At 67.4% G+C, this 12,338-nt stretch carries 11 protein-coding genes; 1 reads left to right on the forward strand and 10 read right to left on the reverse strand.

Translation table 11 applies throughout. The features are described from left to right. Together purL and ACO2Q1_RS13200 are read right to left on the reverse strand one after the other, a co-directional pair. Positions 1 to 2,217, reverse strand: a complete 2,217-nt coding sequence (gene purL, locus ACO2Q1_RS13195) for a phosphoribosylformylglycinamidine synthase subunit PurL (RefSeq protein WP_423329935.1) — start codon at positions 2,215 to 2,217, stop codon at positions 1 to 3. 11 nt (positions 2,218 to 2,228) lie between these two features. Next, positions 2,229 to 3,149, reverse strand: coding sequence for a hypothetical protein (locus tag ACO2Q1_RS13200; RefSeq protein ID WP_423329936.1), 921 nt, complete (start codon positions 3,147 to 3,149; stop codon positions 2,229 to 2,231). A gap of 109 nt (positions 3,150 to 3,258) precedes the next feature. Between ACO2Q1_RS13200 and ACO2Q1_RS13205 the strand changes: the two genes are divergently transcribed. After that, complete coding sequence (locus ACO2Q1_RS13205; protein ID WP_423329937.1) at positions 3,259 to 4,302, forward strand: aspartyl/asparaginyl beta-hydroxylase domain-containing protein; 1,044 nt, start codon at positions 3,259 to 3,261, stop codon at positions 4,300 to 4,302. A 1-nt stretch (position 4,303) separates the two neighbouring features. Here the strand turns inward: ACO2Q1_RS13205 and ACO2Q1_RS13210 are convergent, their stop codons facing one another. The 8 genes from ACO2Q1_RS13210 to ACO2Q1_RS13245 form a co-directional block, all read right to left on the reverse strand. Continuing rightward, positions 4,304 to 4,726 carry an MAPEG family protein gene (locus ACO2Q1_RS13210; RefSeq protein WP_423329938.1) on the reverse strand — a complete coding sequence of 141 codons (423 nt, stop codon included), beginning with the start codon at positions 4,724 to 4,726 and terminating at the stop codon, positions 4,304 to 4,306. Between the two features lie 8 nt (positions 4,727 to 4,734). Beyond that, complete coding sequence (locus ACO2Q1_RS13215; protein ID WP_423329939.1) at positions 4,735 to 6,513, reverse strand: M14 family metallopeptidase; 1,779 nt, start codon at positions 6,511 to 6,513, stop codon at positions 4,735 to 4,737. A gap of 110 nt (positions 6,514 to 6,623) precedes the next feature. Next, positions 6,624 to 7,247: a hypothetical protein gene (locus tag ACO2Q1_RS13220; protein ID WP_423329940.1), complete on the reverse strand. Its 624-nt coding sequence runs from the start codon at positions 7,245 to 7,247 to the stop codon at positions 6,624 to 6,626. A gap of 23 nt (positions 7,248 to 7,270) precedes the next feature. After that, entirely contained in the window at positions 7,271 to 7,891 is a 621-nt protein-coding gene (locus tag ACO2Q1_RS13225) for a hypothetical protein (protein WP_423329941.1), read from the reverse strand. Positions 7,892 to 8,032: 141 nt separating this feature from the next. Continuing rightward, complete coding sequence (locus ACO2Q1_RS13230) at positions 8,033 to 8,383, reverse strand: hypothetical protein (protein ID WP_423329942.1); 351 nt, start codon at positions 8,381 to 8,383, stop codon at positions 8,033 to 8,035. Between the two features lie 210 nt (positions 8,384 to 8,593). Beyond that, positions 8,594 to 9,205 carry a hypothetical protein gene (locus ACO2Q1_RS13235; RefSeq protein WP_423329943.1) on the reverse strand — a complete coding sequence of 204 codons (612 nt, stop codon included), beginning with the start codon at positions 9,203 to 9,205 and terminating at the stop codon, positions 8,594 to 8,596. Between the two features lie 27 nt (positions 9,206 to 9,232). Continuing rightward, positions 9,233 to 10,762 (reverse strand): UbiD family decarboxylase, encoded by a 1,530-nt coding sequence (locus tag ACO2Q1_RS13240; RefSeq protein ID WP_423329944.1) that lies wholly within the window; start codon positions 10,760 to 10,762, stop codon positions 9,233 to 9,235. Between the two features lie 133 nt (positions 10,763 to 10,895). Then, positions 10,896 to 12,260, reverse strand: a complete 1,365-nt coding sequence (locus ACO2Q1_RS13245; RefSeq protein ID WP_423329945.1) for a hypothetical protein — start codon at positions 12,258 to 12,260, stop codon at positions 10,896 to 10,898. Between the last annotated feature and the right edge of the window lie 78 nt (positions 12,261 to 12,338).

Consider the following 12,338-nt stretch of genomic DNA (forward strand, 5'->3'; position numbering starts at 1 on the left):
TCAGGCAGCGCTGTTGATCCAGCCCGGCATCCAGCCCTCGTGCCATTCGCGCAGATGGGCGATGGGGATGCTGAACAGATCGCCGCCGTCCGGGTCTTCGGCCGCGAAGTCCGCCCCCTTCACATGGCCCACCACGGTGGCCTCCAGCCCCGCCTCCTGCGCCTTGGCCAGCAGGGCCGGGGCGTCGCCGGTGGCGATCAGATAGCGGGCCTGGTCCTCGCCGAACAGGAAGGCGTGCGGGTTCTCCATCGTCGCCTCCAGGGCGATGCCGACGTCCGAGGCCAGGGCGATGTCCGCCGCCGCCCCGATCAGGCCGCCGTCCGACAGGTCGTGGACGCAGGTGATCTCGCCCGCCTCGATCAGGTCGCGAATGAAATCGCCGGTCTTCTTTTCCAGCGTCAGATCGACCGGGGGCGGAGCGCCGTCCTCGCGGCCCAGCACCTCACGCAGATAGATCGAGGCGCCCAACTCGCCGACCGTCTCGCCGATCAGCACCAGCACGTCGCCCTCGACCGCCCCGCCGAAGCCGACGACCACGTCATAGTTGGGCAGCAGGCCGACCGCGCCCACCGTCGGCGTCGGCGGAATGGCGACGCCGTTGGTCTCGTTATAGAGGCTTACGTTGCCGCTCACGACCGGGAAGGACAGCTCGCGGCACGCCTCGGCCATGCCGTCGATGGCCCGCACGATCTGGCCCATGATCTCGGGGCGCTGCGGATTTCCGAAGTTCAGATTGTCGGTGATGGCGATGGGGCGGCTACCCACGGCCGTCAGATTACGCCAGGCCTCGGCCACCGCCTGCTTGCCGCCCTCATAGGGGTCGTTCTGAACGTAGCGTGGCGTGCAGTCGCTGGTGACCGCCAGACCCTTGTCCGTGCCGTGCACCCGCACCACGCCCGCGTCGGCGCCGGTCGAGCTGTCCTGCAGCGTGTCGGCCATCACGTGGCGGTCGTACTGCTCCCAGATCCACCGCTTGGACGCCATGTCCGGGCAGGCGACGACCTTCATCACCGCATCGGCCCAGTTCTCCGGCGCGGGCACGTCGGCGGGGTTCAGGCGCGGCTGCAGCTCCGGCTGCACCCACGGCCGATCATAGAGCGGCGCGTCGTCGAACAGCGGCGCCAGCGGCACGTCGCACACCGTCTCGCCATGATGCTTCAGCACCAGACGGCCGGTGTCGGTGGTCACCCCGATGACGGCGAAGTCCAGGCCCCACTTCCGGAAAATGCGCTCGCCGTCCGCCTCGCGGCCCGGCTTCAGGACCGCCAGCATCCGCTCCTGGCTTTCCGACAGCATCATCTCATAGGCCGTCATGCCGGTTTCGCGCTGGGGCACCTTGTTCATGTCCAGCTCGATGCCGACGCCGCCCTTGCCCGCCATCTCCACGGACGAGGACGTCAGACCGGCCGCGCCCATGTCCTGAATGGCGGCGACGGCGCCCGAGGCCATCAGTTCCAGCGTGGCTTCGATCAGCAGTTTCTCGGCGAAGGGATCGCCGACCTGGACCGTGGGGCGCTTGGAGTCCGACTCATCGTCGAACTCGGCCGAGGACATGGTCGCGCCGTGGATGCCGTCGCGGCCGGTCTTGGAGCCGAAATACACGACCGCGTGGCCCGCTTCCGGAGCGGCCGAATAGTAGATTTCGTCGGCCCGGGCCAGGCCGACGCACATGGCGTTGACCAGGATGTTGCCGTTGTAACCCTTGTGGAAGTTCGTCTCGCCCGCGACCGTCGGCACGCCCACGCAATTGCCGTAGCCGCCGATGCCCGAGACGACGCCCGAGACCAGACGCCGGGTCTTCTCATGCGACGGATCGCCGAAACGCAGGGCGTTCAGCAGGGCCACGGGCCGCGCGCCCATGGTGAAGACATCGCGCATGATGCCGCCCACGCCCGTCGCCGCGCCCTGATAGGGCTCGATGTAGGACGGGTGGTTGTGGCTCTCCATCTTGAAGATGCAGGCGTCGCCGTCGTCGATGTCGATGACGCCCGCGTTCTCGCCCGGCCCGCAGATCACGCGATCCCCGGTGGTCGGGAACTTGCCCAGGTGGATCTTTGACGACTTGTAGCTGCAGTGTTCGGACCACATCACCGAAAACACGCCCAGCTCGACCTGGTTCGGCTCTCGCCCCAGCCGGTCGAGGACGACCTGATACTCGTTCGGGGCCAGGCCGTATTCGGCGGCCAGTTCGGCCATAGACTTCTGCTGCGCGCTCATGGGCGCGCCTCTTAGCGGGACTCGGCTCCGGTGTCAGCCGTCCCGGCGGAAGTGACGCCGTCAAACGCGACGGTCGCGGACGAATCGCCTTTCAGCGTCCGGCCTTTCCTGCGCGAAAACCCGAACACGACGATGGCCGATACGGTGATCAGCACCAGGGCGACGCCCAGAGCCGTGAACCCCAGCATGGGATTGCGCGCCTGTTCGGCGACGAAGGCGCCGATCAGCCCCCATGCCACCGGCAGCGGATAGGCCAGGGTTCGCAGGCTCAGGACCCCGATCACGGCCAGGCCGGCCGCGAGCGCCACCGCCGTCAACGCCCAGGCTGTCGGCGGCAGGGCCGGGGGCAGGGCGTTCAGCGCCGTCGCGGCGTTGATCAGGTTCAGCGGCGCTGCGACCGTCAGCCATCCCGCCAGCCCCGCCAGCGGCCACACCGTCACCCACCGGTCCGGCGCCGTCAGGCCAAGGCCCCGTATCGTCTTCGCGACGGACAGCAGCGGAACCAGCAGAACCAGAAGGCTGAAGAAGATCACCACCACGCTGGCGACCTGAAGCCCCATTGCCGCCACCACGATCCAGACCCCGATGCCGATCAGCGCCGCGATGGCGGGCCAGGCCAGGCGACGCCTCAGCCCGGCGGCGTCCGGGCCCGGCACGGCCTGCCGAACGCCGTGGACGATCAGCCCGGCGTAGATCAGCCCCCAGATCGAGAACGCATAGCCTTCGACCCTCAAGGTCGAATCGCCGCGCGCCGCGAACTCCGCCTGCGTCAGACCCAGTCCCGCCAGATTCTGGATCAGCGGCGTCAGCACGGCGAAGGCCACCGCCGCCAGCACGAGAGGCTGCGCGTGGCGCGGCTGGACGTCAGTGGGCGCGGTGTCGGGCGGCGCGGTGTCCGCGGCGGCCTTCTGGGTCACGACGGTCGACGACATGGGCGTGTCCTTCCTCTTCGGACCCTCAATACGCATGGACCTGACGAACGGTTCAGCTTGAACGCGCGACCCCTTGACCCGGCGCGTCCGGCGCAGTCGGATCACGGCCATGAACGCCGCATCAACGGATCACCGCACCGCCCTGGCCGAGGCGGACCGCCGGCTGGCGATCGATCCGGCCGATCTGGCGGCCCTGATCTCCAAGGGGGATGCGCTGACCGCGCTGGGCGAGGCCCGATCGGCCTCCACCTTCTACAACTCCGCCCTGCGTCTGGCCGGCCAGGCGCAGCAGCAGGGGCGCCCGCTGGCGCCCTCGATCGTGCCTGAACTCCGGCGGGTCCAGTCGACCCTCAAGGCTCAGGCTGACGCCTTCCAGGCCCATATCGACGGCGGCATGCGACAGGCCGGCTTCGACCCCGCCGTCTCCAGCGAACGGTTCGGCCAGTCGCTCGATCTGATGGCCGGACGCAAGAAATTGTATCTGCAACAGCCGCGCTTCTACCTTTTCCCAGGCCTGCCCCAGGTTCAGTTCCAGCCGCGCGAGACCTTGCCCTGGCTGGCGGCCGTGGAGGCGGCGGCGAGCGACATCCGCGCCGAACTGGACGCCCTCCTGGCCGAACCCGGGCTGTTCCAGCCCTATATCCAGCCACGCCAGGACCGCCCCAACTCCGACCAGGCCGGCATGATGGCCAACCCGGACTGGAGCGCCCTGTTCCTGTGGAAGGACGGCGAGGAACAGCCCGACATCGCCCGCCGCTGCCCGCGCACCATGGAGGTCCTTTCCGCCCTGCCGCTGTGCCGTGTCCCCGGCCGGACGCCGTCCATCCTGTTCTCGCGCCTGACGCCGGGGGCGAAGATTCCGCCCCATCACGGGCTGATCAACACCCGCCTGATCTGCCATCTGCCCGTCATCACCCCGCCGGGCTGCGTTTTCCGCGTCGGCAACGACGTGCGCGAATGGCGGGATGGCCAGGCCTGGGCCTTCGACGACACGATCGAGCACGAAGCCGCCAACACCAGCGACCGCGACCGCATCGTCCTCATCTTCGACGTCTGGAAACCGGAACTGACGGCCGAGGAACAGGACCTGGTGATCGCCCTGTTCCAGACCATCGACGCCTACGGCGCCGGCGGCGCCGCCTGGGGCGTGTAGCCTACAGAAACACTCCGACGATCAGCAGCACCGCCGAAACCAGAAACACCAGATAGGTCAGCACCATGCCGAACAGCCGCCCGGGCGCGGGCTGTTTGGCGCTGTGCATCCCGACCGCATGCAGGATGCGACCCAGGAACAGGGCGGCGCCCAAGGCGTGGATCACCGCCGCCGTCCAGCCCAGCATGGCCACAACCGTGATCGCGACCAGACCCATGGGGATATATTCGACGGCATTGCCGAACGCGCGGACCGCCACATTCACCGGCTCATGCCCGCCGTCGCCCAGCGACACCCGGTGCTTCCGACGCTGCGCCGACACCCGATAGGTCAGCACCAGCAGCAGGATCAGACACAGCCCGGTCCACAAGGCCACGGCCTGGATGGCTTCATGATGGAAGGCGGCGGCCTGCAGATCGGTCATGGTCGGGCTCAGTTCTCGCGGGCGATGGGATAGAGGCGGTACCGCTGGTCGTAGAAGGGCGTGCGCTCATAGAACCACGACAGGCGCGCATCGCCGTCGGCGGCGAAGGCGGGATCCGCCGCCAGTTTCGCCTCGAACTCGGCCTTCAGCGCGGGGTCGGCCGCCAGCATGCGGTCGGCGATCGGCGCCACCGCATAGGCCTCGATATATTCGACCCGGCTCAGCACCTCGGGGAACAGCCCCCAGGCGAACAGGCTCTCGGACGACTGCGGCTCCAGCAGCAACACGACGATGTCGCCCATCGGCTGGTCGGTCGACTCCCGGACGGAGCCGGGCGGGAAGGTCCAGTCACTCGTCTCGCTCGTCACGCCGGTCAGGCTGAACCCCACATGCCCCTCATTGGGTCGCGGCGCCGGCCGGGCGCCGTCCAGCCGCAGCATCTCGACCGTCGTGGTGCGCGCCTCGATCAGGGTCTCCATTTCCACGCCGTGGGTTCTCAGCCGCTCGATCACATCGGCGCGGTACGAGGGCACCCAGTAGGCCCTCGGCCGCTTCAGCGTCAGGCTCGGCTGCGAACCGTAGAAGGGAACCTGCCACATCTCCGGATCGGCGCGTCCCAGCCAGCGCAGTTCGGTCCGGCCCGAGGCCGCGCTGTCATAGGTCTCGTAGAGGATCCCCTTGAATGCGCGGGTCGAGGACGGCTCGCGCTCGGGGACGAAGTTGGCCGGAATCTCCGCCGGACGCAGGGCCCGGTCGGCGACCTTGGCCGCGCGCACCGCCTCGCCCTGGTCCGCCATCAGCTTGAGGGCGTGCTCCAGCAGCACGTAGGTCCCCAGCACCCTCTGCTCAAAGGGTTTCAGACTGTGGTTCTCGATCAGGACGGTCGGGATGTGCGCCGCCGAGCCCCAGCCGTTCGAGAACCGCTCGCCCAGGCCCCCGTCCGAAAGTCCCTTCTTCGGATCGCGGTCGTCGATGGCGAACACCAGCGGCCCCGGAATATGGCCCTGTGCCTCCAGCGCGGCGTTCAGCGTCGGCTTGTAGACCTCGTCCAGCCAGTCGGACACGGCCGGCGACCGGGTGAAGGCGCCGTCCTCGCCGTTGAAGCCGAAGGTGATGTCGTACTGATAGTCGATGCCGTCGGTGACGTGGATGTCGATATAGAGGTCCGGATCGTATTTGTGGATCAGCCCCATCAGGGCCCGCATCTCGGGCTGGTCCAGCTTGAGGAAGTCGCGGTTCAGGTTCTGGTTCGTGGCCGTGTTGCGCCAGCCCTGGATGCGCGGCCCACGCTGGTTGGGCCGGGAATAGGCGCCCGACCGCTCGTGTCCGTCGACGCTCAGGATCGGGATCAGGATCAGGTTGACCCGGTCCAGCAGGGCGTCCTTGCCGTAGAAGGCCATGTCACGCAGCAGCATCATGCCCGCGTCCTTGCCGTCGATCTCGCCCGGATGGATGCCGGCCTGCGCCAGGACGACGGGCTTGGACGGATCGAGCGTCGCCCCGTCTTTCGAGGCGATCACCGCATAGATCGGCCGTCCTTCCGGCGAGACGCCGAACTGTTCGATGCGGATCAGGTCCGACGCCGAGTCCAGCCGGTCGAACCAGGCGCGGGTGTCGACATAGGTCGGGCTGAAATCATGCGACGCATCGGCCTCGAACGCCGTGACCCAGGGATCCGAGGCGTCGCGCAGCAGGGCCCGCGACGCGCCGTCCCACTCCGGCGCGGGCGGCAGGAAGGGCTGGTCCCACGGCGCGGCGTTGGCGACGGGGGAGGGGGACTGGGACATGGCGGGACTCGCAAGCGACAAAACAGCGGCGGAAAGCAGGAACAGGCGGCGCATGGGGGGTGAAACTGGGCGCATGTGCGATCCTCGGCAAGTCGTCGGGGCGGCGACGCTCACCGTCCGGCCTCGGCCGCAACCGCGGCTGGGGTCGTCGGCGCGGCTTTCGAGGCCTGCACCGCAGACCCGACCGCAATGGCCAGATAGAGGGCGACGTGCAGTCCCAAGGTCAGTCCGATCACCCAGGCCCGCCTCGACAGGGCGGCCGGCGCCACCAGAACCAGGTACAGGACCATGTTGAGCCCATAGGCCATCATCAGCGCCCCCGCGCCGTCCCGGGCCATATTGGCCCACGCCACCGCCGCCATCATCAGCACGTTCGCCAGGACCAGCAGCAACAGCACCGCGCGGCGGTTCGCCCAGAAATGGTCGTCCAGACTGCGCGCCTCATCCTCGGGCTCGGGAAAGACCAGATTCGCCGCGATGAAATAGACCCCCGCCACCACCAGTCCCGCCACCAGCAGTCCATAGCTGAACGGCAGATGCTGAAAGTTCGTCCAGGCCGCGTCCCAGAAGGTGGCGATGTCCAGGGCCGCGAAGGTGGCCAGCAAGGGCGTCTTCCAACCGACGGCGACGGTGCGTCGGTGTTTGAACGCGCGTGAGGCTCCCATCGCCAGGCTGACCACGGACAGGCCCAGGATCAGACCGTAGAAGGAGAAGAAGAAATCGAAGGCGCTCAACGCCGTCTCCCGGGTTCAGGACTTCAGGCGGTCGGCGGCGACCAGCCGTTGGAAGCGATCAGGCTCATCACGCCCAGGCCGACGTTCCAGCAGTGGTACAGAACCAGCAGCACCAGCGCCGCCCTGACCACTCGCTTGCGGCGAGAGAAGGCCGCCGTCGCCGTGGCCCCGACGAAAAAGGTCAGCCCGGCCCACAGCCTCACCGACTGGGCCACCCGCCCAAATCCTTCGTCAACAAGGGCGAGAGGGATCAGCAACAGGGCCACGATCAGGTTGGCGGCCATGACGCAGGCGAAAATCGTCCGTCGATGCGCCCAGAAGTGATCGTCCAGATTCACCCGCTCGCTGCTGTCGGCCGACATGCGCGGAAAGGTGATGCTGGCGGCCACATAAAACACGGCGGCGATGGTCAGGCCGACCACCAGCAGGGCCAGGTTGAACGGCGCCCCCCGGAAGATGACCCAGGCCTGGCTCCAGAAGGTGGCGATGTCCACGGCCACGAACACGGCCAGCAGGGGCGTCAGCCAGCCGAAACGGACCCGCGCCCGCTCATGCAGGACGTTGGCGAATCCCCCGACCACGGCGGCCACCGACAGGCCGAGCAGCAGGCCGTAGAAGCTGAAGAAGTATTCAAACGCACTCAAGACGACGTCGCCCCCGACATTGCGGAGGCGAACCTAGAGCGAAATCGGTCCGAAGGCGATCGCGTTCGAACGCGGATTCCGCCCTGCGTCATGACCGGACGTCAGGGGCGCGTCGAGATGGCCCCGACGGCGCAACGCGGCTCAGCCGCCCAGCCGCTCGTTCTTGGCTTCAAGGCGCTCGATGTCCTCGACCGTGTCGGCCAGGCGGCGCTGCAGCTGCGCCAGCTCGCGCGTCTGCTGTTCGCTCAGGACTCCGCCGGCCTCGGTGATGGCGGTCAGTTCGGCGATCTTGGTTTCATGCTCGATCTGACGGTCTTGGGCGGCGTACAGCCGTTCCCGGTCACGATCGCTCAGCCCGGGACGGCGAGGCGCCACCCGACGCGCGGCGTTCGATCCGGCCAGCACCTGCGCCTCGGCCGGGCTGGGCGCTACGGCGACAGCGGAGGGCGCGGCGATGAGCAGGGACAGGGCGACGACGGCAGCGGACTTCACGGAGGAGCCTCCCACAACGGATCAACCCCTCGACGCTATCAAACATTACGGCTTCGTCATCATCCATTTTCATGGTGCGGTGCACAAAATGACGTGATTGTGTCAGGAATGATACGCAGAGGGGCGATGCCTTCTGCGAGCTCGCTGCTGTCGGTTCCGGCGCCGTCCAGTTCCGCAGTCTCCGCACAGCGCTCGTCAGGTGCTGGCCCGTCAGTTCGGCCCTGATGCGCCGGGCAGCGTCCAGCGCCCGGCCCCGGCCAGGTTCGCGGCTTCCCAGCCGATCGCCAGGAGCGAGAAGGCGACCAGCCAGATAAGCGCCGCCACCACCATCCTGCGGCGCCGGGTGACCACCGCGACCGCGCAGGCGATGTAGAAGGTCGAGACGAAAATTATGTAGGGCGCGGAACCCATGACGCCCAGACCGCCGCCGAGCAGCACTATGGTCCCCACGTTCAGTACGTTGGTGAACAGGATCAGGCCGAACACCCACCGGCGCCGCGCCCAGAAGTGGGCGTCAGGGGTTCGGGTTTCGCCCGGTTTCGGAAACACCAGATAGGCGGCCAGGAAATAGGACCCGGCGGCCAGCAGTCCATGCAGGATGACGCTCATCGACAGCGGCGCCGAGCGATACAGCATCCAGGCCTGCAACCAGTAGGAGCTGATATCCAGGGTCACGAACACCGCCAGAAGCAGCGTCAGGCGCGTGGACTTCAGCGGAATACGCGGCCCCTCGATGGTGCGCGCCACCCCGGTCAGCAGCTCCACCACCGAAAGGCCCAGCACGATGCTGTAGAAGCTGACGAAATAGTCGAACTGGCTCATCCGCTCCCCCATGCGTGAAGCCTCAGCCTATTTCCAGATCGGCGTTCCGTCACCCGGCAATCCCAGGCGGTCCCACATCTCCGAGACGCGGTCGACGACCTCCGCCTCCATGCGGATTTCCTCGCCCCATTCGCGCCTGGTCTCCGGCTCCCACTTGTCGGTGGCGTCCAGTCCGATCTTCGATCCCAGCCCGCTCTCGGGGCTGGCGAAGTCCAGATAGTCGATCGGCGTGTTCTCGATCAGGGTGATGTCGCGCGCCGGGTCCATCTTGGTGGAGATCGCCCACATGACCTGCTTCCAGTCGCGAGCGTCGATGTCGTCGTCCACGACGATGACCCACTTTGTGTACATGAACTGGCGCAGATAGCTCCAGACACCCAGCATCACCCGCTTGGCGTGGCCCGGATAGGCCTTCTTCATCGACACCACGGCGATCCGGTAGCTGCACCCCTCGGGCGGCAGCCAGAAGTCGGTGATCTCCGGAAACTGCTGGCGCAGCAGGGGAATGAAGACCTCGTTCAGCGCCTCGCCCAGGACGCTGGGCTCGTCCGGCGGGCGGCCGGTGAAGGTGGTCAGATAGATGGGATCACGGCGCATGGTGATGGCCGTCACCTGGAAGACCGGGAAGGTCTCGACCGAGTTGTAGTAGCCGGTGTGGTCGCCGTACGGCCCCTCGGGCGCGTGCTCGTCCAGTAGGACATGCCCTTCCAGCACGATCTCGGCCTGGGCCGGGACCATCAGAGGCACGGTCTTGCAGGGAACGAGCTCGGCCTTGGCGCCCCGCAAAAGACCGGCGAACTGATACTCCGACAATGTGTCCGGCACCGGTGTCACGGCCGCCAGGATGGTGCCTGGATCGGCGCCCAGGACGACGGCGGCGGGCAGGGGCTCGAGCTTTCCGGCCTTCTTGTGCCGGGCGTAGTGCTGCGCGCCGCCACGATGGGCCAGCCAGCGCATGATGGCCCGGTCCTTGCCCAGCACCTGCATGCGGTAGATGCCCAGGTTGAAGTCGTCCTCGCGCTCGTCCGACGGCCCCCTGGTCACCACCAGGCCCCAGGTGATCAGCGGCGCCGGCTCCCCCGGCCAGCACCCCTGGATCGGCAGGGTCGTCAGGTCGATCTGGTCGCCCTTCAGCACCACCTGCTGCACCGGCGCGGTCTTCACGACCTTGGGCCGCATCGACATGACGGTCTGCATCAGCGGCAGCATCTCCACGGCGTCGCCCAGACCACGCGGCGGCGTCGGATTGCGCAGAAAGGCCAGCAACTCCCCGACCTCGCGCAACTCCGCCGCGGTGGTCCGCGCCTTCTTTTCCAGGGTGACGCCCATGGCCACCCGCTTCACCGTGCCGAACAGATTGGCCAGGCAAGGGATGGAGCTGATCGCGCCGTCCGGCATCACCGGCTTCTCGAAGATCACCGCCGGCCCGCCGTTGCGCAGAAGCCGGGTCTGGATCTCGGTCATCTCCAGATGGGTGGCGACCGGCTCCGACACCCGCACCAACTCCCCTTCGGCTTCCAGCCGGTCGATGAAGTCGCGAAGGGATTTATAGGCCATTCGGCGGGCTCCGACATGAGTCTGGACCGAGATCAGAGCCGGGTTGGACTGCGCCACCCTCGACCCATGTCGGTCTTGTTCGGCGCCTCGCATAGGCTCGGACGCGGGTCATGTCACCCGCCCGGCTCGGCCTTCAGCCGTATTTTTCCAGCGTGACCTCGACATTCTCCAGGGCGTACGGAAGGCCTCTTCCGGCCCAGGAATCCAGCACCGAGCCGACATCCAGGGCGACGCCGCCTCGTTTGCGGATCAGGTCGCAATAGTATTTCCCCAGAATGCCCGCGCCGATCAGGAACAGCTGGCCGCCCAGTCGTCCACGCCGCACGATCTGGTCCTCGACATACAGATACAGGTCCGGGAACTGCCCGTGTCCGGATTCGCCCCGCCAGGTAGCGTGGCCGGGAACCTGAATATGCTCCAGATCGGCCCGTCCGAGCGCCTGACCGACCGCCTCGGTGATCGGCCACGGACCCACCATGCAAACCGCCTCGGCGGCCTGGGCCGCCTCGCGCAGCAGCAGCCCCTCCGCCGCCAGAATCTGGAACATGTTGGTCCCAAAGAAACTTTCGGGGTCCTTGCGCCGCGCCAGCGACAGGCCGTGGAACATGGCGCAGGCATAGGCCGCGTGGCCGAAGTAGGCGGCGACGGGTTGGCGCGAGTAAAAATTCGCGACCGGCAGGCCGAGGACGTCCGCGCTCTTCACGCTTTCCGAGATCATGTCCTTCAGCAGACCGGCGTAGTGTTCCAGCCAGTCTTCGGGGCGACGGACCCGCATCTCATCCACGGACGTCGGGCCGAAGTGGTAATAGAGCACCTGGATCAGCACCTCGACGTCGGTGAAGAAGGTCGGATAGCCCAGCAGCCGCCCCTCGCCGTCGCCTAGCCGCACAACCGAAAAGGGCGTCCGGTCGCGCAGCGCGCTCACAATCCGGGTCTGAAGCGCCAATGCGCGGTGGGGGGTCATATACCCCTGGACCAGGCCCATCGATTCCGCCATGGCCTTGCCGGTCGCGATAAGCTGAGCAGCCGCCCCCCGGTCCGTATCCTCTGCGCCTTCAATAGTCGGCGGATCGAGGGTCACCAGTTCCGACGAGAAGTCGCTGAACCGGTCCTTGGACAGGATCCTGGAGCTTTCGAAGCGGACCTTGAACGCGAAGGTCGATGGAAAATAGAACTCGCGAATGTTGAACTCGGTCTCGAACGGTCCGTGGGCAAGCAGGGCGACCTCGTGCACCTTCAACCCTTGCCAGTGAACCTCCAGCACGCCCTTCTGGTTCTGAAACCGTCGGCAGACCTGACCGCCCAGGCGGATCCGGACGAGGTCTTCGCGCACTTTCGCGTCGTCGTCGGACTGCGCCAGCAGGACCAGGGTCGGCTCCTCCACGACGAGCGTGCCGTTCGCCTGCATGCGGCCGCCGCGCGCCACCTCCCAACGAATTCCGGTGTCGATCCGCTTCGGCGCGGGGGCGGCTGGCGATCGGACCGCGTCGAAACTCATACTCTCCGCTCCTGCGACGCCGGAGGCCGGCGGACGGGAGGAAGCCGAACCTCGCCGGGTCGATCGGGGCAAGCCCGT

This window comes from Brevundimonas sp. VNH65, assembly GCF_049445955.1.
GTDB lineage: Bacteria > Pseudomonadota > Alphaproteobacteria > Caulobacterales > Caulobacteraceae > Brevundimonas.

Bases quoted from the DNA above. Each gene is read 5' to 3' on its own strand.
- ACO2Q1_RS13200 (WP_423329936.1), bottom strand. From the start codon at position 3,149: ATGTCGTCGACCGTCGTGACCCAGAAGGCCGCCGCGGACACCGCGCCG.
- ACO2Q1_RS13205 (WP_423329937.1), top strand. From the start codon at position 3,259: ATGAACGCCGCATCAACGGATCACCGCACCGCCCTGGCCGAGGCGGAC.
- ACO2Q1_RS13210 (WP_423329938.1), bottom strand. From the start codon at position 4,726: ATGACCGATCTGCAGGCCGCCGCCTTCCATCATGAAGCCATCCAGGCC.
- ACO2Q1_RS13245 (WP_423329945.1), bottom strand. From the start codon at position 12,260: ATGAGTTTCGACGCGGTCCGATCGCCAGCCGCCCCCGCGCCGAAGCGG.
- ACO2Q1_RS13215 (WP_423329939.1), bottom strand. From the start codon at position 6,513: ATGTCCCAGTCCCCCTCCCCCGTCGCCAACGCCGCGCCGTGGGACCAG.
- ACO2Q1_RS13240 (WP_423329944.1), bottom strand. From the start codon at position 10,762: ATGGCCTATAAATCCCTTCGCGACTTCATCGACCGGCTGGAAGCCGAA.
- ACO2Q1_RS13235 (WP_423329943.1), bottom strand. From the start codon at position 9,205: ATGAGCCAGTTCGACTATTTCGTCAGCTTCTACAGCATCGTGCTGGGC.
- purL (WP_423329935.1), bottom strand. From the start codon at position 2,217: ATGAGCGCGCAGCAGAAGTCTATGGCCGAACTGGCCGCCGAATACGGC.